This window comes from Campylobacter sp. CNRCH_2015_1657 (assembly GCF_025772685.1).
Classification (GTDB): Bacteria; Campylobacterota; Campylobacteria; order Campylobacterales; family Campylobacteraceae; genus Campylobacter_D; species Campylobacter_D lari_D.
Window position 1 is genome coordinate 1 of the sequence record NZ_JAKMSO010000007.1, and the last position, 20,689, is coordinate 20,689.

Below are 20,689 nucleotides of genomic sequence, written 5' to 3' on the forward strand. Positions count from 1 at the left end.
ATGGGTAAAAATTTAAGTAAAGAATTAAATTATAAGAAGATTCCAATTCAATTAACTCTTGGTAAAACAAGGCTAAATCCATATTTGATTGAAACTGTCAGTATATTGGCAAAAGGCACTCCTTATGCAAAAATAAAATGGAGTATTGTCGGCGATGGAGTACTTCCAAAAGAAGATCTAATTCCAAAATATTTTGATAGTAAAGGTGCTGCGCTAACTAAGTTTAGAACAATTAATCCTAATGTTCGTCCGATAACAGTAAGCGTTGAATATGAAGATGGAAGTGAAAAAGCTAGTGAAACAGCTGTATTTAATGGTCCAATTCGTCCAAGAATAAATGTAAAAAATATTCCATTTGATACAGGAGCAACTATAGAGCTATATGGACTAATTCCAAACTCTAGTGTAGATGTTCAACCAGATCAGTATCTTGGTTATACTAATTTTGTAAATAAAGGCACGCTTCATACTGATGATAAAGGTTCAGTTTATTTAAATTTTAAACCTATTGGAAAAGTTACTGAACACACCGGTAGAATTTTTAGTCTTAAAGTGAAATATAAAGAATGGGATGGAGCTGATTCCGAAGCAATTGTAGGAAGTATTGAGGTGCAAAAACGCATTCATGCAATATATGATACTTGGAAAGATCCTGCTTCATGCTACACCAGTGCAACTTTAACATTAACCGATGGAATTGCAGGAGAAAAAGTTGATTTTAGTGGAACTAATCTCTTAGTTGGCCTTGGTCAAACTGTGCCAATTATACAAAGATGGGATAAAGAATTTGATAATTCTGGTGAAGCAAAAGTTGTAATATCAACTACATGGTGCACTAAACCATTGACCGATACTCCTACTTTTACAATGAGATTTAATACTTTAGGTGTAAATGTCACAGAAACACGAGCGGTTACTTTTGGTGGTGGAGATCATGAAAGATTTTATTAGTCGGATATATAGGCACATTTTATAATGTTGTGGAAAAAGAAAGAAATATATGCCACTGTATAATTTTGCACAATTTCTATCTCTGTTAGCCCAGCTTTCAGAGGTAGATATTAAAACTCTTATGGAATATAAAGATTTATTGTTAAAAGCGTTATCGCCTTTAAACGAAGTAGAAAGATTTAATGCAAAAGAATGTATGCAACTTATTAACACTCTTGAAGAAACTTTTTTAGATAAACTCCAAATAGAAGAAAGCAAAAAGAAAGAAATTTGCAAAAATATTATCAAAATACTAAAAAATCATTGGAAAATGTTTTTTTGAAAATCAAGTTGTAATGCAAAATAAATGGTGGATTTAGCAGGCGTGTAATTTACCAACTAAATTCCTAAACATCCATACTTTAATGAAATATTTTTCATTTGCACATACTTTTGCACATACTTTGTATTTTATTGTAAAAATGTGTAAAAAAGTGATATTGTTTTGCTAAATAGGTGATGTATTAAAATTTTTAGAGTGTGAATTTCAAGGAAAGAATATTGTGAATTTAAATTCTAATAAAGAAAAATACTGCCTGACTAATGAAGAGTAAGTGTTAATATATTCAAGAAACAATTTCAAAAATAGAATATTTGCTATTATATGAATTGCTAAAGTAGATTAAATCTTATTTTAAAGATTTAACCCCTAGTATAATTTTAGCTATTTTTTCAAAGCTATAAATATTTTTAAAATCATTACCATTTAAATTTTTTCTTCTACATTATACTATACTAAATATTTTATTTTATGTCCTGTTTATACTGTAAAATAAAATATAAATGCTATGCTTTAGATAGTTTTAGAAGTTAGTAAAGATATTGTATGTTTAAAACGATAACTATTTTAAATGTAATAGTTGTGTTTTAAAAAAGCACTAGCCATATCGAAGATGAAGATACTCAAGTTGGTATTAATGATGAAAATAATAATGGTTGGGAAGATGATGGTTCTTGTGGAGGACAAATTTTTATCTTTAATGGAAAAGATAATAGATGTCGCTCTAAAGACAAATTTTTTGGTTTAACTGGTGGTGGTTGCTGTGATAAAGATAAAGTATTTATAGGGCTTGTACCTTGTAAAGAAGATGAAAAAAAGCTAGCAAAACTCAATAAGCAAAATAGATGTGTAGAAGTTGGTGAATATTGCTCTAAAAAAATTAAATTCATAGGTTGTATTCAGCATAAAAAAACACATTGTTGTTTTAATTCAAAATTAGCAAGAATATTTAATGAACAAGGATGCCCACAAATTGGAAGAGGTTGGGGTTCTCCAAAGAGTCCTGATTGTAGAGGATTTACTCCAGAAGAATTTCAAAAGTTAGATTTTAGTGAAATAGATTTAAGTGATTTTATTGCTGATATTGTTGGAAGTATTGATGTAGATAAAATACAAGCTGATTCTATAAAAATACAAGAAAAGGTTGAAAGCAATCTTGAGAATTTAACAAGAAAACCTACTAATTAAAAAGAAAAATAAAATTATAGAAAGGAGATAGAGTTTAGTTAAAAGTTTGTTTGGTAAGCCAAAGGGATTATCCTAAACCCTGCAAAAGCAGGGGGTACTCAATGAGCCTTGACATAGCAAAGTGTTAAGAGTATAATTATAAGGATAATTTTTGTTAGCATTATGCTCACCTCCCTTCTGGGCGGTAAATTAACGCTAAAGGGTTGCGCCCCTTTGGCGTTGCACCCTTAATATAATTATATCAAACAAACTCTTTAACTTCTTTAATACAATTGATGAAAAGATTTTACATTTTATTCCTTAGTGCTTTAATTTTTGCACCTTCTTTATTATTTGGTGCTACAAATATAGATGATAATCATATTATCTTTACTTGGGGCTATGGTGAAGTAGCAAATGATATTTTACAAGTTATAAAAGATGTTATATTTTTGCTTCAATTAACTAATAAAAGTAAAGAATCTTTTCATATCAATATCTTGATCAATAGTGATACACTTTATAAAAATCCTTTATTGCAATATAATATAAATAGAAAAATTTCTAAAGATGATAATATCATTTATGCTTTAAAAAATACTTCTAGTATAAATCAAGCTTTTAAAAACTTAAAACAATTACAAGAAGTATTATTAAAAGAAAATATATTTTTAAATTTTATAGACTTAAATAGTAAAGAAAGTCTTTTAAGTTTTTACAATCAAATATTAAGTGATCATCATCTTAAAGATTATTTTTATATAAAAAATAATCAATTTTTTATTAAAGAAGATATAAAAAATAAAATTGTATTTCACAATATCAATTCTTCTTCTATTATAAGTAATTATCTTAGCTTGTTAAATGATTTTAATACTTTAAGCAAGATAGAACTTATAAATATATTAGAAAGTTTAAGTTTATACAATCTTTCAACTTTAATGCAAGATATACAAAAAAGATACTTAAAACTAGAATATAACTTAAAAAGCTTTAATAAAGATAGTATCTTTTTATCTAATATGATTATGAATGTGAGATTGAAGTAGGTAAATGATAGATTTAGTAGGTGTGATTTGTTAATGAAAATAAAAACTTTGTAATTGATTTAAAAAATAGCAAGATTTTAAAAGCAATACAAGAGAGATGTTTTAAAGAATTTGGGTAATGTAACTAGGTTTAATAGATATATGCTTTTAAAACAAGGTTTTACAAATCCAAATTCACAAGATGAAGTTTTATATGATGATATTAAATCAATAACATAGATTGATATAAAGGTTTATATCAATCTGGATATAAATTTTAAATAAAATTTACCAAGAAGCTTTTTTATAAAGACTATATATTTTTTAAAAAAGTATTTTTAAACCAAAGTTTTTACTATGATAATAAAACCTATCATTTAAGAAATTAAACTTAAAAAATGAAAATTTGATTATCAAAATTCCTAGTGATTTTTCAAAGCTTTAGAAAATATTATAAAGTATGATAATAGCTCACATAGTATAATTAGTTTTATCTATGAAAAAGATTTATACCTAATATATAATTTAGGTGTAAAATAAATTATTATTATGGTTGTTTATATAATATACAAAAAGCTATTTTTGAAAATATAAAAACTCTTTTTTAATATTTTGAATATAATTTGCCAAAAAAACACTCGGGAGTAAAAAATAAATGGTGGATTTAGCAGGACTCGAACCTGCGACCAACCGGTTATGAGCCGGTTGCTCTAACCAACTGAGCTATAAATCCGCCAGAAGTTAAAATAAAAATGTTATTATATCTTTATTTCCTTAATTTAAATTTAGAATTTTATTTTTACCGCTTTTTCTATTGCTAAATATCTAAAGGTTATTAAATTTTGTAAAATTCCAAAGAAAATCATAAAAGTAGCAAAAGAACTTCCCCCATGACTAAAAAATGGCATAGGTATACCAACAACAGGAGCAAAACCTATGGTCATTGATATATTTACCGCTACATATATGAAAATAAACAAAGCAATGCAATTTGTCACCACTCTTGTAAAATAATCATCTTTGAGCTTATAATTTAAACTCAATAAATGAAAAATGAGTAAGGTGTAAAGTAGTATGATTACAACTGCACCGATAAAACCAAATCTTTCAGACAAATATGCAAAGATAAAATCACTCGTAGAAATAGGTAAAAATTTAAAATGTGTTTGTGTAGCTTCATCTGCTTTTTTTCCGCTCAAACCACCGCTTCCTATAGCGATGATGGATTGTTTTACATGGTAACTTGGCTCTTCAGCTAAGAAGTCATGAATTCTTTGTTTTTGATAAGGCTTTAAAAAATCACTATAAATAATAGGTGAGGCTATGGCTATAGCTAAAAAAATACTAAGCCAAATTTTATAATTTACCCCTATGATAAAAAGCGTTCCAAAGCCTACTATTAAAAGTACCAAAGCTGTTCCCAAATCAGGTTCTCCTGCTATAAGCAAAAACGGAAGCAAAATATAAAAACTTAGCTTTAAAAATTGTTTTAAGCCATAGCCATTAGGCGGTGGAGGATTTTGATAAATCAAATAAGCTAACATTAAAATAAAAGAGGGCTTAAAAATTTCAGAAGGTTGTATGGTAAAATGCGTAAAAGGTATTTCAAGCCATCTTCTAGCTCCAAGTTTTTCAACACCAAAAATATCCACACTTAAAAGTAAAGCTATATTAATCCAATATAACACAGGTATAAGCCACATTAGTCTTCTTAAGGGTAAAAAGAAAAAAAACGCAAATCCTGCAAAACCCACTAAAGTATAGATAAATTGTTTTTCAGCTAAGCGCGTATTTGCCTCATAAATTAAAAGAAAAGATATAGCTATGATAGGTAACACTAAAAGAGGTTGTACAAAGTCAAAATGTGTTAAAATTCTTCTATCAAGTTTTATCAAAGCTACCCTTTTTTATAAAATATTACATAATTATATGTTAAAATTGCAAATTTTATCACAAGGAAATATAATATGCTAAAAATTTCATCACTTTGTGAAGAAAGATTGGATGTTTTTTTATCAGATATACTTAAGCAAAGTCGTTCGCAAGTTGCTAAATTAATCAAAGAAAACTGCATATATATTAATGAAAAAATAGAAAATAAAAGTTCTAAAAAAATAAAACAAAAAGATGAAATAAGTATTTTTTTACCTTTAGCAAAAGAAGCCAAAGAAAGCTACACGCCTGAGTTTGATATAGAAATTTTATATGAAGATGATGATGTTTTGGTTTTAAACAAAGCTCCTAATGTTGTCGTGCATGGTGCAAGTAGTGTTAAAGAAGCGACTTTGGTGGATTGGCTTTTGCATAAGGGCTATGCTTTATCAAATTTAAATGGAGAACATAGAGCAGGGCTTGTGCATAGACTTGATAAGGGCACAAGTGGAGCTATCATCATAGCTAAAAACAATCAAGCACATCAATTTTTAGCAAATCAGCTTTTGGATAAAAGTATGGGTAGATTTTATCTTGCTTTGAGTGAATTGCCTTTGAAAAATGATAAAATGAGTAATGAAAAAGCTATTATGCGTTGTCCTAGCAATAGGCTTAAAAAAATTACTACAAATACTAAAAATCCTTTAGCAAAAAATGCAAAAACAGATTTTATAAATTTATTAAGCGCTAAAAATTGCTCTTTGATAGCTGCTAAGTTATACACAGGAAGAACTCATCAAATCAGGGTGCATTTAGCAGATTTTAATCGATATATTTTAGGAGATCAATTATACGGATATAAAGGAAAAATAAAGTATAATAGAGTAATGCTTCATGCGTATTTGATTTATTTTATTCATCCTAGGACTAAAGAGTTGATGTTTGTAAAAGCTCCTATGTTTGATGATTTTTATCAAATTTTAAAAGAAAATTTTACACAAGGAGAGATAGATGAAAAAACTTCATTGGATTATCTTAAGTTCTGCTTTAGCTTTTAGTGCTTGTAGCGTAAGTTCACCGCAAATTGCTCAAGTAAATGATACTTTACCAAAAATATCAAGTATTAAAAGTATAAGTGATATTACAAGTATAGCGTTTGAATGGGAACCTTTGTATGATCAAAATATAGCAGGTTATTATATTTATAGAGCAAATGCAGCTGGTGCACCTATGGAGCTTATAGCAAAAATCAAAAATAAATTTCAAACTCACTATACTGATACAAATTTAGCACCAAATACAAGATATTATTATTCTATGAAAACCTTTAATGAACTTGGACAAGTTTCTCAAGATGGTGTAAGCATAGAAGCTTTTACAAATAGAGTGATTGATCCAGTGCCTTTTGTGCAAGCTATTGTGGGGTTGCCAAATCGTGTGAAAATAGTTTGGAGACCACATCCTGATGTAAGAGTAAATTCATACATCATTGAGCGTGCAAATATGAAAGATATGAAATTTAAAGAATTAGCTAGAATCAAAAATCGCTTAAGTGCTGAATATATAGATGATTCGCTAAAACCTGATGAAAGTTTTCAATATAGAATCATAGCTTTAACTTATGATGGTATTAAAAGCACTCCAAGTAAAATAGTAGAATCAACTACCAAAGCCCTTCCTCCTATGGTAAGTAATTTACAAGCAAGTAAAGACGCACCAAGAAAAATTATTTTAACTTGGGATAAAATTGATTATGCTGATTTTGCTTATTATAAAATTTATTCAAGTTCAACTACTTTTTTACCTTTTAGTGTGGTAGCTAAAACTTCTGAAAATACTTATGAAGATGTGGTTAAAGGTGTGGCTGAAAAAAGATATTATAAAGTTAGTATGGTCGATAAAGATGGCCTAGAAAGTCCTATAGCAAGTGAGCCTGTGGAAGGTATTACCCTAGGAGCACCATTAGCGCCAAGTATTGTTTTGTGTGCTGTTGAAGATGATGGTATTAGAGTAGAGTGGATTGATAATGATGATAGAGCTAAAGAATACATAGTTAAAAGAAGTGGTGGTGGAAGTAATGCTGTGTTTAAAGAGATTAAATCTAAACAATTAAAAGATATTACTGCAGCTCCTGGAAAAGTATATAGTTATGAAGTTATTGCAATTGATGCAAATGGCATAGAATCAAAAGCTTCTGATAAATTTACAGCGGTAAAATAATGCCAAATTTTAAGTGTAAAATTTTAAAAGAAATTCAACTTCCTTTTGAAAAAGATGGAGTTGAATTCTTATGGCTTGCTAAAGGTGAAAATGTTGATTTGCTTTTTACGCGTATAAACCAAGAAAAATTTTTTTTACAAATTAAAAAAGATGAAAAAAGTCAAGAATGGCTTATAAAGGGTGAAAAACATACTAAGCCTTCGCAAATTGGGTATTTGCAAAAGGCTTTACTTGTATTTAAAGAAAATTTTACTCAAGATGTAGTTTGTGAAGCTGTGGCGCTAAAACACACAAGGTTAATCCAAAAAACACCTTTAATTGCTAATGATTTAAAAGAAATTTTAGAACAAATAAAAAATAAAAAACAGATTTATATTGAAATAGGTTTTGGAAGCGGTAGACATTTACTTTATCAAGCTAGGCAAAATCCTAATGTACTGATAATTGGTATAGAAATTTACACTCCTGCATTAGAACAAGTAGCTAAACTTGCTTTAAGTGAAAATTTAAACAATGTTTTATTAATAGAAACTGATGCAAGATTATTATTAAGCGTACTTGAATCTAATCTTGTGGATAAAATCTTTTTGCATTTTCCTGTTCCTTGGGATAAAAAGCCTCACCGTAGAGTAGTGGGGTTAAATTTTGCAAATGAATGTGCTAGGGTTTTAAAAGAAGATGGACAATTTGAACTTAGAACGGATAGTTTTTTGTATTTTGATTTTACTTTGGAGACTTTTTTAACTTTCTCACATTTAAAAGCTTTAATCAAAAAAAATGAAAATTTAGAAATTTCAAGTAAATATGAAGATCGTTGGAAAAGACAAAATAAAGATATATATGATTTAATCATTAGTGGTTTTAGCAAGAGTAAAAGCTTGAATAAAAATCAAAAATTTGCTATTGAGGATTTAAAATTAAATACAAAAGAATTAGCTTGTATAAAAAAGAATTTTAAAAATGAAGTTTTTAAAGGCGAAGATTTTTTCTTGCATTTTGAAAAAATGTATATTAAAGATGAAGAACTTGTTATTAAAATAGCTTTTGGTGCTTTTTATAAACCTGAACATGTTTATATAGTATTAAACTTACAAAAGATAGAATTTATCTTTGAGCAACCTTTTAAAACTAAAGAAAATTTAAAAGCTATAGAAAAATTAAGAGAAATATTGTATTCTTATATTAAATAATAATGATTTAAATAACTTTCAAACAAATGATAAGGAAAAAGCAGTGATGATAGAAGCCAAAAAGCTTTGTCTTGGTTATGATGAGCTTGTTATAGAAAATGCTAGTTTTTCGCTAAAAGATAATGATTTTGTTTTTATCACAGGAAAAAGTGGTAGTGGAAAATCAACTTTGTTAAAATCTTTTTATGGGGATTTGGAGCCAATAAATGGAAATTTAAAGGTTTGCAATAATGATTTAGTGGATATTTCTAATGCTGAACTTTTGCAGCTTAGGCAAAAAATAGGAATTATTTTTCAAGATTATCGTTTGGTTCAAGAATTTAGTGTAGAAAAAAATGTAATGTTACCTTTGATGATTAAAGGTTATAGTAAAAATGTATGTAAAGAACAAGCTGCAAAGCTTTTAAAGCATGTAAATTTAACTTTCAAAGCTGATAAAAAGCCAGCTCAACTTTCAGGTGGAGAGCAGCAACGCGTGGCTATGGCAAGAGCCCTAGCACATAATCCAAAATTACTCTTATGTGATGAGCCAACGGGAAATTTAGATGAGTATTCTTCAGATATTATATGGACTTTATTAAAATCAGCTAGAGAAATACTTGGAACTTGTGTGGTAGTTGTCACACATAGAATTCCTACTAATTTAAGACTTGATTATCGTCGTTTTAATATAGAAAATGGGAGAATGAATGAAATCTTTTAAAAATCATCTTTCTTTGATATTTGCTTTAATGGTGATGATGTTTGCTTTTGAGTTTTTGATTATCACAAATAAAACTATTGAATATTATGAAAAACTTTTAAATAAAGATTATAATATCATTTTAGTAGGAAAAACTCACTTAGATAAAAAAAGCATAGAGGATCAAGTAAGTCATTTTCAGTCTTTAGAAATTTTAAATCCAAATGAAATGATAGATAGACTTAAAAATGATATATCAGCTAAAAACATAGAGGTTTTAAAAGCTACATTGCCAAAATTTTATACTTTAAAGCTTAATAAGCTTTTGTCAGAAGATGAGTTAAACATTTTAAAAGATAAACTTTTAAAAAATCCTAACATTACTAGAGTGGAGACTTTTGCAAAAACGCATACAAAAATTTATAAACTTTTAGTTTTAGTGAAATTTTTATTATGGTTTTTCTTGTTTATTATAATATTGCTTAGTTTTGTATTATTGCTTAAACAAATGAAAATTTGGCTTTTCGAGCATACTCAAAGAGTGGAAATCATGTGCTTGCTTGGTGCTCCATTTTGGTTTAGATCTTTTATGCTTTATAAGATAGTTTTTATTGATTGTTTTATAGCATTTTTATTGCTTGTATTATTTTTTACCCAAGTTTATGATCTTGAATCCATTAAACTAGCTTTACAAAGTGTAGACATTAGCTTGCCTAAAATAAGTATTTTCACGCATTTATTTTTGATTTTTTTAGCAATGCTTTGTGTTTGTTTTGCTTGTGTGAATTTTGTGATGTTTAAGGTTAGAAAATGAAAAAATGCTTTTTGCTTTTTTTATTTTCCTTTTCTGTTTTATTTGCAAATGAAATTGCACAAAAGCAAAAAGATATTAAAGAAAATGAACGCATAGTAAAGCAATTATCTAAAAAATTAGAAGATTTAGCTAGTGAAATTTTAGATAATGAGAAAAATTTAAAAAAAATTGCTTCAGAAATTAGCACCTTAACTTCAAAAACTTCTAAACTTGAAGGATCTGTGAAAACTCAAATAAAAGCATTAGAGCAGCTTAATGCACAAAATAAAGATCTTTTGCAAAATAAAAATAAGATCGAAGGAAAAATAATTGATTTAATTGCTAAAGATTTTGCTTATGATTTAGCAATCCCTAAAAATTATATTGAAAGTGAAGATAGTATTATTGCTTTGGAGTTAGTTGGGGTTTTGGATAAAATTTTCAAAGAAGAATTTTATCAAATTTCAAAAGATTATGAAGATGTGAGCAAAAAAATAGAAGAAAAGCAAAGACAAATTACTACAATTAATAATAATTTAAAAGTTTATAAAGATCAAATTGATGAGCTTAAAAACCTTAGAAAAAAACAAGAGCAAGAAATAGCTAAACAAAAAACTGATAAAGAAATTTATACTAGAAAACTTTCTAATTTGCAAGCCCAACAGCAAGAATTAAGAAAAACACTCAATAAATTAAAAATTATCAAAGAAAAAGAAGAAGAAAAATTAGCACAAAAAAAGGATGATAAAAAGCCAAATTCAAACATAAAACAAGTGGGTTCAAGCTATCAAACAAGTAGTGTTAAGCGCTATAGTGGTCCTAAGACAATAGCTCCTTTAGAATCTTATACGGTAAAGCAAAAATTTGGAAATTATATAGATCCTATTTATAATATTAAGATCTATAATGAAAATGTAGTTTTAAAAAGTGATAGTACTAATGCTGCGGTAAGAAATGTCTTAGATGGAAAAGTAGTTTTTGCAAAAGCAACTCCAACTTTAAAGCAAGTTGTGATTGTTGAAAATAAAGATGGTATACATACTATTTATGCACATTTAGACAAAATTGCCCCTGGGGTTAAAGTAGGTAGAAATATCAAAAAAGGTTATATTATAGGTAGGGTTGAAAGTGATTTAACTTTTGAAGTAACCCAAAAGAATTTTCATATCAATCCTTTGGAAATGATTAAATAAATTAGTTTTTTTTAATGCGAATTTTGATATAGTTTTAAATCAAAGGAGAAATTTAATGAACAATAAAAGAAAAAGAGTATTGGTTAAATTTTCTGGAGAAGCTTTGGCCGGAGAAAATGGATTTGGTATAGAAAATTCTATTTTAAAATATATAGCTTCTGAAATAAAAAGTTTGATTCATGAAAATGTTGAAGTAGGTATTGTAATAGGTGGTGGTAATATCATTAGAGGGGTATCTGCTGCAAGAGATGGACTGATAAAAAGAACAAGTGGCGATCATATGGGTATGCTTGCTACTGTAATTAATTCTATAGCTATGCAAGAAGCATTAGAAAGTGCTGGACTTGATGTGAGGGTTCAAAGTGCTATCCAAATGGAAGCATTTTGCGAAACATATATTATGAGAAGAGCACATAGACATTTAGAAAAAGGACGCATAGTTATTTTTGCTTGTGGTACTGGCAATCCTTATTTTACTACAGATACTGCTGCAACTTTAAGAGCGGTTGAAATTCAAGCAGATATGATCATTAAAGCAACTAAGGTAGATGGAATTTATAACAAAGATCCTAAAAAATTTGATGATGCTATTATGCTTAATGAGTTAAGCTATGAAAGAGCTTTACATGATAATATAAAAGTTATGGATGATACAGCAATAGCTCTAGCTAAAGATAATGCTTTACCTATTGTGGTATGTAATATGTTTAAAGAAGGAAATTTATTAAAAATTATCCAAGGCGATATGAGCTTATGCTCTATTGTTAAAAATCAAGATTAAAGGTAAAAAATGAGAGTAGAACAAATAGCTGCAAAGGCATTAAAAAAATTAAAAGATGATAGATACAAATTAGCTCTTGTGGTGGCTAAAAGAGCTGAAGAGCTTGCAAATGGCGCAGAGCCTTTAGTAAATTTAGATAAAAATAAATATAAATATACTGATATTGCTTTATATGAAATAGCAGAAGATAAAATCGTATTAGAGGGATTTATTGAAGCTGGTAAATGATGAGTTATTGCTAGATAAACTTGTTGATGATGTAAAAAATTGCAAGGATTTACAAAGAGCAAAAGAAATTCTTTTTATGGTTTTTCCACAATCTGCTGTTTTGGAAAAAGCAGTGGGGTTTTGTATCCAAAAACACGAAGGGCAATTTAGAAAGAGTGGAGAACCTTATGCGGTTCATCCTATATTGGTAGCTTCTTTTGTAGCTTTTTTAAGTCCTATACAATCTATGATTATAGCCGCATTATTACATGATGTATTAGAAGATACAAATTGTAATGAAGAAGAGTTAAATGCAAATTTTGGCGAAGAAGTAACAAAATTAGTTCAAGGTTTAACTAAAATAGTTAGTATTAGAGAAGATCATCTTACTCATTCTAATTCCAATGAGAAACTTGCAAAATCTGCTCTGACTTTTAGAAATATGCTTTTAGCGGGTGTTGAAGATGTGAGTGTGCTTGTAATAAAGCTTTGTGATAGATTGCACAATATGCTTACCTTAAATTATTTACGAGAAGATAAGCAAAAAAGAATTAGCGAAGAAACCTTGGTGGTATATGCACCTATAGCTCATAGACTTGGAATTTCAAGTATAAAGAATTTACTTGAGGATTTAAGTTTTAAATTTTTGCTTCCTGATGAATATGCACAAATTGATAATTATATAAATGCAAAAGATCAACAAATTCAACTTGGATTTAATGAATTTATTTCAAAAATAGAAATGTTATTTTTGGAAAATGGGTTTAGACAAGGTAGTTTTGTTATACATAAAAGAATTAAACATAATTATTCTATTTATTTAAAGATGCAAAGAAAAGGTGTGGGGCTTGATGAAGTTTTAGACCTTTTAGGTGTAAGAATTTTGGTTGAAAAAGTTTATGATTGTTATTTGGCTTTGGGAATTTTACATACGCATTTTAATCCTTTGATTTCAAGATTTAAAGACTATATAGCCTTGCCAAAACAAAATGGTTATCAAACCTTACATACAACACTTTTTGATGCAAAAAATATCATAGAGGCTCAAATTCGCACCTTTGATATGCATAAAACTGCTGAATTTGGCGTTGCAGCACATTGGAAATATAAAGAAGGAAATATTGCAACACCAAATTTAGATTGGCTTGAAGATATTTCTATGCATGGTAAAGAAGAAGGAAATAATATACAAGATTGTGATGCTATTGAGCTTTATGAATATGCAAAGGATAGTTTATATATTGAGGATATAGCAGTATATTCTCCTAAAGGTGAAATTTTTACCTTACCGCGTGGAGCTACGGCTTTGGATTTTGCATATGAGGTTCATACTAAAGTAGGACTTCATGCAAAAACCGCCTTTGTAAATCGTATGAGAGTCCCGCTTTTAACTGTGCTTAAAAATGGAGATATAGTTAGTATTGAAACTTCAGAGGAAGAATTTTTTAGATGCTCTTGGATAGATAGTGTTAAAACAGGAAAAGCTAGAGCTAGTATAAGAGATTTTTGTAAGCAAAAGAAAAAAGAATTAAACAATAAAATTGCCATTAATCTTTTATCTACGGCATTTAATAAAGATTCTAAACTTATAGAAGAATGGCTTGAAAAAGAAAAATTTAATAAAAAGCTCAGACAAATTGCTTTAGATTTTAATTATTTTAAAGAGGTAATTATAGCTCTTAGAAAATATGTAGGACAAAATCAAGCAGCTAAATTTGAACAAAATGAACAAAAATTTGAAAGCATAGTGATTGGTTCTAATTATAAAATAACTACGATTAATTTTGATTATTGTTGTAGACCTAAAAGAGGAGATGAAATCATCGCTTTTAGACATTCAACTAGTGCTACAATACACCATAAACTTTGCGAACAAGCAATGAAGATGATAGAAGATAACAAAGAAATGGTTTTTGTTTCTTGGAATGATAGCTCGATAAAAAGTTACAAAATCATTGTTTCTATAGAAAATAAAAAAGGCTCTTTAGCGGATTTTCTAACTACTTTGGCTAAAATGCAGATTAATGTTTTAAGTATTAATTCAGCCGATTCAGAGCCTGTGGTGGCAAATTATTTTGAAGTGCAAGTTGAATTACCTAATAATATAGATGTTGAAAATGCAAAAGAAAGATTAAAAGCTAGGTATAAGATTTTAGATTTTACATCTTTAAATGATGCATATAATAATCACTAAAAAAGGTTTTATAATGAATATTGAAGAAATTATTAAAGAAATTAAAAGAGGAATAGCAGAAATTATTGATGAGGAAAGATTGATTTCTTTGGTAAAAAATTATTATGAAAAAGGCGAAAACTTTTTTGTAAAAGCTGGTTTTGATCCTACGGCCGCTGATTTGCATTTAGGTCATACTGTAGTTTTAAGCAAGATGGCTTTACTTCAAAAGCATGGAGCTATAGTGCAATTTTTAATAGGTGATTTTACTGCTCAAATAGGCGATCCAACAGGAAAAAGTGTCACAAGAAAAAAACTTGATAAAGAAGAAGTACTTAAAAATGCTAAAACTTATGAAGAGCAAGTTTTTAAGATTTTAGATCCAAGTAAAACTCAAATTCATTTTAATTCTAAATGGCTAAATGAGCTTGGTGCTGCTGGTATAGTAGAACTTACTTCGACTTTTAGTGTTGCTAGAATGCTTGAAAGAGATGATTTTACTAAGCGTTTTAAAGAGCAAAGTCCTATATCAATTTGTGAGTTTTTATATCCACTTTTACAAGGTTATGATAGCGTTGCATTAAAAAGTGATATAGAAATGGGTGGAACGGATCAAAAATTTAATCTTTTAATGGGTAGACAGCTTCAAAGAGTATATAATTGCCAAAAAGAGCAAGCGGTAATGATGATGCCATTGCTTGAAGGTCTTGATGGTGTAAATAAAATGAGTAAAAGCTTAGGAAATTATATCGGTGTAACAGAAAATGCTAAAGATATGTATGCTAAGGTTTTGAGTATAAGTGATGAGTTGATGTTTAGATATTATGAGCTTTTAAGTGAAAAAAGCTTAAATGAAATTTCGCAAATGAAAGATGATATTAAAAAAGGCTCATTACACCCTAAAAAAGCTAAGGAAAATTTAGCTTTAGAAATAACAGCTCGTTTTCACTCAAATGAATGTGCTTTAAAAGCTAAGGAGGAATTTGACAAAGTTCATAGTGCAAAAGAGCTTCCTAGTGATATGCCAAGTTTTACTTTAGAAGGTAGTATTTGGCTTGCAAAAGCTATAGTGGAATGTAAAATGGAAAGCTCTACTTCAGCTGCTAGAAGATTGATTAGTTCTAATGCAGTAAGTATTAATGGAGAAAAAGTTCAAAATGAACAATACCAACTAGAAAGTGGAGAATATATTATACAAGTTGGAAAAAGAAAATTTGCAAAATTAAAGGTAATATAATGAGTTTTAAAGCTTTAAAAATTGGAAAGCATGAGATAAAATATCCTATTTTTCAAGGTGGAATGGGGCTTGGTATAAGTTGGGATAAGCTTGCTTCTGCAGTTTCTTTAAATGGTGGTTTAGGGATTATTTCTTCAGTGGGAACTGGGTATTATGAAAATAGAACACATATAGATAAAGAACTTAATGCAAAACCTTATGGTAGTGATAATTTTTACTCAAAAGCAGGCTTAAAAGCTTTGATAGATAATGCTAGAAAGGTTTGCAAAGACGCACCTTTGGGCTGTAATATTTTATATGCAAGTAATAATTATGCGCAAATTGCTCGTAATGCTTGTGAGGTTGGTTTTAATGTGATAGTTTCAGGAGCAGGACTTCCTACAAATTTACCTGAATTTACACAAGATTATCCTGATGTTGCTTTGGTACCTATTGTATCATCAGCTAAGGCTTTAAAAATTATTTGTAAAAGATGGCAAAGTAGATACAATCGCTTACCTGATGCAGTTATAGTTGAAGGACCAAAAAGCGGCGGACATCAGGGTTTTACTTATGAGCAATGTTTAATGGATGAATATCAATTAGAAAATGTGGTGCCACAAGTTGTGCAAGAAATTAAAAATTGGGGCGACATACCACTGATTGCTGCAGGTGGAATTTGGGATAAGCAAGATATAGAAAAGATGATGTCTTTAGGAGCAAGTGGCGTTCAAATGGGAACTCGTTTTATAGGAACTTTTGAGTGTGATGCGAGTGATGATTTTAAACAAGTATTACTTGATTGTAAAAAAGAAGATATTGAGCTTTTAAAATCCCCGGTTGGTTATCCTGCAAGAGGAGTAAGAACTAATCTTTTAAATTTAGTAGATAAAAGAATGGGGCCAAAAATTTCTTGTGTGAGCAACTGCGTTGCACCATGTGGTAGAGGTAAGGAAGCGACTAAAGTAGGTTATTGTATAGCGGATAGATTATACGATGCTTGGAGTGGCAAAAAAGAAACAGGTTTATTTTTTACAGGAGCTAATGGGTATAGATTAGATAAACTTATTAGTGTAGAAGAACTAATGAAAAAATTAGTTTATGGTGAAGATGCTTAGAATATTTTTTATTTTTTTATTATTTTATATTGGTGTTTTTGCTAATGTAGAGGTTAAAAAATTTGATCAAAACTTTTTAACCTCTAATGCAGAAGAAAAATTGCAATTACATCAACAACTAAAATCTTTATATATACAAAGCGTAATTAATGATAATAATGAAGAAAAAAATGAGATTTTAAAAAGATTAATCATTAGTTCAAATTTTTTAGGTTTTGATGATAAGGCTTATGTGCAAGAGCTTAAAGAAAGCGGAGTAAGTGAAGAAGAAATTTCGCGTTTAAAAAATGCTTTAAAAGTTATACAAGATCAAAAAATAAAAAAAGAGCTAGTAAAAAACGAAACTAATACTACGGCTTTTACTAATAAAAAAGAAGATAAAAAAGAAGATAAAAAAGAAGATAAAAAAGAAGATAAAAAAGAAGATAAAAAAGAAGATAAAAAAGAAGATAAAAAAGAAGATAAAAAAGAAGATAAAAAAGAAGATAAAAAAACTTCGGCACAAAAAGAGCTTTTTATTCTTGATGTTAAAAAATTAGATAATGGTGTTTTGCTTGATTTGAGTGAAAAAATTAGCCAAAAAGATATAAAAAATTTTACTTTAAAAGGTGATAATTTTCGTTATGTTGCAGATTTTGATGGAATTTTAAAAGGGCCAAAGAGAAATTTTGAATTTAAAGATTTTGATATTATTGTATCACAATTTAATCCAACTAGCATGCGTTTAGTTTTGAGTTCTAAAAAAGAATTAAAAGTAAAAATAGAGCTTAAAGATCAAAGTCTTTTTATGGGACTTGAAAAAATAGAAAAAAAAGAAGAACCTAAACCTATAGTTAAAAAACAAAGCGAGATTAAAAAAACAGAAGTTAAAAAAGAAGTTGTCAGAAATGAACCTTTATATATTTTAAAATCAAGTAAAGATAAAAGTGGTGTTAATTTAAAATTAAACAATGATATTGATATTGAAGATATTAAAATCAACTCTTTTAAAGATGGTAAAATGTATCGCTCTATTGTGAGTTTTGAAGCCATTCTAGAAGGCGATAGAAAAAAAATTGATATTAATAAAAATCAATCTATCACAATAGTGCAGTTTAATAAAACTACAGTAAGAATTGTTTTAAATTCTACTAGTGATTTTAAGACTAGTCTTGATTTGGATGATGATGAGCTATTTGTAGGATTTGAGAAAAAGATTAAAAAAACGCCAGTAAAAAATACTTCAAAAGCAGCAAAAGCTACTATCAAAAAATCAGGCAAAATTATAGTAATTGACCCAGGTCATGGAGGTAAGGATCCAGGAACTTTAGGAGATAAGGGTGTTAGAGAAAAGGATGTAGTTTTAAGTGTGGCTTTAAAACTTGGAAATGAGCTAAAAAAAAGAGGATATAAAATTTATTACACAAGAAGTACTGATAAATTTATAAACCTTAGAGATAGAACTTCCATGGCTAATGAGAAAATGGCAGATTTGTTTATTTCTATCCATGCAAATGCAGCACCAAATAAACAAAGAGCTAAGACTTTGCAAGGAATTGAAACTTTCTTTTTATCTCCTGCAAGAAGCGAAAGAAGTAAAAAAGCTGCTGAAGCAGAAAATCAATCAGATTTTGAAGAAATGAATTATTTTTCCAAGCAAACATTTTTAAATTTTTTAAATCGTGAAAAAATAGTTGCTTCAAATAAATTAGCTATCGATGTGCAGAAAAAAATTTTGAGCAATGTAAGAAAAAAATATAAAGTTGTTGATGGTGGGGTTAGAGAGGCTCCGTTTTGGGTTTTAGTGGGAGCACAAATGCCAGCGATTTTGATTGAAACAGGTTATATTAGCCATCCTAGTGAAAGAAATAGATTGACAAATAAAAATTTCCAAGAATTATTAGCCATTGGTATTGCCAATGGAATTGAAAGTTATTTTTATAAGAATCAATGAAAAAAGCAAATATTATTATAAAAAATAATGCGCCTTTTTCTTTGGATTTTGATGATTATTATTTTAATTCTAGTGATGGTTTAAGTGAAAGCAAATTTATATATACAAATGCTTTTGACTTTGAAAACAAACAAACTATTGTAGCAGAACTTGGTTTTGGTATAGGCTTAAATTTCTTTCTTACATTAAAGCGTTTTTTAAAAGAAAAAAAACATAATCAAAGACTTTTTTATCTTAGCTTTGAAAATTTTTATATAGAAAAAGATAAATTAAGAGAAATTTATAAAAAACTTGGTTTTTATGAGGAATTTAAAGAAGTTTTAGAGCAATTTTTAAATTTTTATCCTCCATGTAAGGATGGAGTTTATAGGTTTTATTTTCAAGATTGTTTTTTAGATTTGGTGTTTGGTGATGCTAAAGAAAATCTACAAAATTTAGACTTTAAGGCAAATATTTGGTATTTAGATGGTTTTTCACCTTCTAAAAATCAAGATATGTTTGATGATAATATTATAAACGATGTTGCTAAAAACTCAAAAATAAATGCTAAGGTTTTAACTTTTTCTTCTGCTAGTGTTTTAAAAAAGGCTTTAATTAACAACAATTTTCAAGTGCAAAAGATAAAAGGTTTTAGAAAAAGAGAAATGATACAAGCCATTTTTAATGGTTTAGAATTTGAAGATAAATTTGCATATTTTAATACCCCATCTTTAAAAAAAGAGATTCAAAAAATAGCTATTATTGGAGCAGGTATAGCCGGAGCAAGCATGGCTTATGAGTTTTCTTTAAGAAATGTTCAAGTAGATGTTTTTGAAAAAGAAAATTCATTAGGAAAAGGCGCTTCTGGAAATATCAATGGAATTTTAAGCTCTTTGATTTTAAAACCCGATGTTTTATTGGGTGAGTTTTCACAATATGCTTTTTTAGAAGCAAGTAGATTTTATAGACAAATTTTAAATTTAACTCCACAAGGGGTTTATGAATTTGCTCATAATGAGCTTATGCAAGAGCGTTTTGATAGTCAAAAAGATAATGTTTTATTTGAAATTATTAACAATCAAGCCTTTTTAAAAGATGGATTTTGTATAAAACCTCAAGAGCTTGTGAAGACACTTTTGCAAAAAAGCAAGGCTAGGGTATTTTTTGAGTATGAATTTAAAGATTATTCTTATAAAAATGAAAAGTTTTCTTTAAATTTTAATAATCAAAAAATTTTAAAAGATTATGATGTGTTAATCTATGCTCAAGGTGCTGATGTTAAGAATTTTTTAGAGTATAAATATATGAAATTAAGTAGTGTAAGAGGTCAATGTACTCATTTAAAACCATTTTTAAAAAACCCGCATGCCTTATCTTCTAAAGGATATATTTGTCCTATTAATGAGGAGCTTAATTTACAACTTATTGGCGCAAGTTATGATAGGCTTAATCAAGATACAACGCTTTTAAAAAATGATGATTTACAAAATATTGAAAACATAAAAGAGTTTTTACATGATGAAAATTTAGAGATAATGGGCGGTAAAGTAGGATTTAGATCATATTCTAGTGATAGATTTGCCATAGCAGGTCAAGCCTATGATGAAAATTTTTATATGCAAAATTATAAAGCACTTTTATGGCATAAAAATAAAAATCAAGTCATACCAAATGATTTTATTCCTTTGTATTTTTCTATTGCTCATGGATCTAGAGCTTTTGCTAGTGCTATTGTTTGTGCTAGAGTGATGAGCTCATTGATTTTTGATGAGCCAAGAATAAAAAAAGAATTTTTACATGCCTTACATCCTGCAAGATTCTTAATTAGAAAGCTTAAAAAAGGACTTATTTAATCCTTGATTTATTA

At 28.3% G+C, this 20,689-nt stretch carries 18 protein-coding genes and 1 tRNA gene; 17 read left to right on the forward strand and 2 right to left on the reverse strand.

Annotated elements, in window-relative coordinates; genetic code table 11:
• Positions 1-84 precede the first annotated feature (84 nt).
• The 4 genes from L8X27_RS05650 to L8X27_RS05665 all read left to right on the forward strand — a co-directional run bounded on the left by L8X27_RS05650 (position 85) and on the right by L8X27_RS05665 (position 3,486).
• Positions 85-951 (forward strand): hypothetical protein, encoded by an 867-nt coding sequence (locus tag L8X27_RS05650; protein WP_263681130.1) that lies wholly within the window; start codon positions 85-87, stop codon positions 949-951.
• A 49-nt stretch (positions 952-1,000) separates the two neighbouring features.
• Complete coding sequence (locus tag L8X27_RS05655) at positions 1,001-1,273, forward strand: hypothetical protein (RefSeq protein ID WP_133319257.1); 273 nt, start codon at positions 1,001-1,003, stop codon at positions 1,271-1,273.
• A 690-nt stretch (positions 1,274-1,963) separates the two neighbouring features.
• On the forward strand, positions 1,964-2,458 hold the full coding sequence (gene traN, locus L8X27_RS05660; protein ID WP_263681143.1) for a conjugal transfer protein TraN: 495 nt from the start codon (positions 1,964-1,966) through the stop codon (positions 2,456-2,458).
• Positions 2,459-2,733: 275 nt separating this feature from the next.
• Positions 2,734-3,486: a hypothetical protein gene (locus tag L8X27_RS05665; protein WP_263681132.1), complete on the forward strand. Its 753-nt coding sequence runs from the start codon at positions 2,734-2,736 to the stop codon at positions 3,484-3,486.
• 635 nt (positions 3,487-4,121) lie between these two features.
• Here L8X27_RS05665 and L8X27_RS05670 read toward each other — a convergent pair.
• Together L8X27_RS05670 and L8X27_RS05675 are read right to left on the reverse strand one after the other, a co-directional pair.
• Positions 4,122-4,198 (reverse strand) — tRNA-Ile (locus L8X27_RS05670).
• 52 nt (positions 4,199-4,250) lie between these two features.
• Positions 4,251-5,360, reverse strand: a complete 1,110-nt coding sequence (locus tag L8X27_RS05675; protein ID WP_087700555.1) for an FtsW/RodA/SpoVE family cell cycle protein — start codon at positions 5,358-5,360, stop codon at positions 4,251-4,253.
• 72 nt (positions 5,361-5,432) lie between these two features.
• On the opposite strand from L8X27_RS05675, the gene L8X27_RS05680 reads away from it, so the two are divergent.
• The 13 genes from L8X27_RS05680 to mnmC are packed head-to-tail and all read left to right on the forward strand — an operon-like array spanning position 5,433 to position 20,675.
• A complete protein-coding gene (locus L8X27_RS05680; RefSeq protein WP_263671835.1) occupies positions 5,433-6,395 on the forward strand; it encodes an RluA family pseudouridine synthase in 963 nt (320 codons plus the stop codon).
• Positions 6,349-7,557: a ferrous iron transporter A gene (locus tag L8X27_RS05685; protein WP_220566341.1), complete on the forward strand. Its 1,209-nt coding sequence runs from the start codon at positions 6,349-6,351 to the stop codon at positions 7,555-7,557. Before L8X27_RS05680 ends, L8X27_RS05685 begins: the two co-directional genes overlap by 47 nt.
• Positions 7,557-8,747, forward strand: a complete 1,191-nt coding sequence (gene trmB / locus L8X27_RS05690; RefSeq protein WP_263660620.1) for a tRNA (guanosine(46)-N7)-methyltransferase TrmB — start codon at positions 7,557-7,559, stop codon at positions 8,745-8,747. Before L8X27_RS05685 ends, trmB begins: the two co-directional genes overlap by 1 nt.
• 46 nt (positions 8,748-8,793) lie before the next feature.
• Positions 8,794-9,450: a cell division ATP-binding protein FtsE gene (locus tag L8X27_RS05695; RefSeq protein ID WP_263671837.1), complete on the forward strand. Its 657-nt coding sequence runs from the start codon at positions 8,794-8,796 to the stop codon at positions 9,448-9,450.
• A complete protein-coding gene (locus L8X27_RS05700) occupies positions 9,437-10,243 on the forward strand; it encodes an ABC transporter permease (RefSeq protein ID WP_133319253.1) in 807 nt (268 codons plus the stop codon). Before L8X27_RS05695 ends, L8X27_RS05700 begins: the two co-directional genes overlap by 14 nt.
• Positions 10,240-11,415, forward strand: coding sequence for a murein hydrolase activator EnvC family protein (locus L8X27_RS05705; RefSeq protein WP_263671839.1), 1,176 nt, complete (start codon positions 10,240-10,242; stop codon positions 11,413-11,415). The genes L8X27_RS05700 and L8X27_RS05705 overlap by 4 nt, the downstream gene beginning before the upstream one ends.
• A 55-nt stretch (positions 11,416-11,470) precedes the next feature.
• Entirely contained in the window at positions 11,471-12,196 is a 726-nt protein-coding gene (gene pyrH, locus L8X27_RS05710) for a UMP kinase (protein WP_133319251.1), read from the forward strand.
• Between the two features lie 9 nt (positions 12,197-12,205).
• On the forward strand, positions 12,206-12,424 hold the full coding sequence (locus tag L8X27_RS05715; RefSeq protein ID WP_133319250.1) for a DNA-directed RNA polymerase subunit omega: 219 nt from the start codon (positions 12,206-12,208) through the stop codon (positions 12,422-12,424).
• Positions 12,408-14,597 (forward strand): RelA/SpoT family protein, encoded by a 2,190-nt coding sequence (locus tag L8X27_RS05720; RefSeq protein WP_263671841.1) that lies wholly within the window; start codon positions 12,408-12,410, stop codon positions 14,595-14,597. Before L8X27_RS05715 ends, L8X27_RS05720 begins: the two co-directional genes overlap by 17 nt.
• A gap of 13 nt (positions 14,598-14,610) precedes the next feature.
• Entirely contained in the window at positions 14,611-15,813 is a 1,203-nt protein-coding gene (tyrS, locus tag L8X27_RS05725) for a tyrosine--tRNA ligase (protein WP_220566337.1), read from the forward strand.
• Positions 15,813-16,910, forward strand: coding sequence for a nitronate monooxygenase (locus L8X27_RS05730; RefSeq protein ID WP_263671844.1), 1,098 nt, complete (start codon positions 15,813-15,815; stop codon positions 16,908-16,910). The genes tyrS and L8X27_RS05730 overlap by 1 nt, the downstream gene beginning before the upstream one ends.
• Entirely contained in the window at positions 16,903-18,843 is a 1,941-nt protein-coding gene (locus L8X27_RS05735; RefSeq protein WP_263665846.1) for an N-acetylmuramoyl-L-alanine amidase family protein, read from the forward strand. Before L8X27_RS05730 ends, L8X27_RS05735 begins: the two co-directional genes overlap by 8 nt.
• Positions 18,840-20,675: a bifunctional tRNA (5-methylaminomethyl-2-thiouridine)(34)-methyltransferase MnmD/FAD-dependent 5-carboxymethylaminomethyl-2-thiouridine(34) oxidoreductase MnmC gene (mnmC, locus tag L8X27_RS05740; protein ID WP_263671593.1), complete on the forward strand. Its 1,836-nt coding sequence runs from the start codon at positions 18,840-18,842 to the stop codon at positions 20,673-20,675. Before L8X27_RS05735 ends, mnmC begins: the two co-directional genes overlap by 4 nt.
• Positions 20,676-20,689 lie beyond the last annotated feature (14 nt).

What these genes read in the sequence shown, in the direction of transcription:
- mnmC (WP_263671593.1), top strand. Translation starts at nt 18,840, where the DNA reads ATGAAAAAAGCAAATATTATTATAAAAAATAATGCGCCTTTTTCTTTG.
- L8X27_RS05715 (WP_133319250.1), top strand. Translation starts at nt 12,206, where the DNA reads ATGAGAGTAGAACAAATAGCTGCAAAGGCATTAAAAAAATTAAAAGAT.
- L8X27_RS05730 (WP_263671844.1), top strand. Translation starts at nt 15,813, where the DNA reads ATGAGTTTTAAAGCTTTAAAAATTGGAAAGCATGAGATAAAATATCCT.
- trmB (WP_263660620.1), top strand. Translation starts at nt 7,557, where the DNA reads ATGCCAAATTTTAAGTGTAAAATTTTAAAAGAAATTCAACTTCCTTTT.
- L8X27_RS05685 (WP_220566341.1), top strand. Translation starts at nt 6,349, where the DNA reads ATGAAAAAACTTCATTGGATTATCTTAAGTTCTGCTTTAGCTTTTAGT.
- L8X27_RS05655 (WP_133319257.1), top strand. Translation starts at nt 1,001, where the DNA reads ATGCCACTGTATAATTTTGCACAATTTCTATCTCTGTTAGCCCAGCTT.
- L8X27_RS05700 (WP_133319253.1), top strand. Translation starts at nt 9,437, where the DNA reads ATGAAATCTTTTAAAAATCATCTTTCTTTGATATTTGCTTTAATGGTG.
- L8X27_RS05680 (WP_263671835.1), top strand. Translation starts at nt 5,433, where the DNA reads ATGCTAAAAATTTCATCACTTTGTGAAGAAAGATTGGATGTTTTTTTA.
- L8X27_RS05665 (WP_263681132.1), top strand. Translation starts at nt 2,734, where the DNA reads ATGAAAAGATTTTACATTTTATTCCTTAGTGCTTTAATTTTTGCACCT.
- tyrS (WP_220566337.1), top strand. Translation starts at nt 14,611, where the DNA reads ATGAATATTGAAGAAATTATTAAAGAAATTAAAAGAGGAATAGCAGAA.
- L8X27_RS05695 (WP_263671837.1), top strand. Translation starts at nt 8,794, where the DNA reads ATGATAGAAGCCAAAAAGCTTTGTCTTGGTTATGATGAGCTTGTTATA.
- L8X27_RS05705 (WP_263671839.1), top strand. Translation starts at nt 10,240, where the DNA reads ATGAAAAAATGCTTTTTGCTTTTTTTATTTTCCTTTTCTGTTTTATTT.
- pyrH (WP_133319251.1), top strand. Translation starts at nt 11,471, where the DNA reads ATGAACAATAAAAGAAAAAGAGTATTGGTTAAATTTTCTGGAGAAGCT.
- L8X27_RS05735 (WP_263665846.1), top strand. Translation starts at nt 16,903, where the DNA reads ATGCTTAGAATATTTTTTATTTTTTTATTATTTTATATTGGTGTTTTT.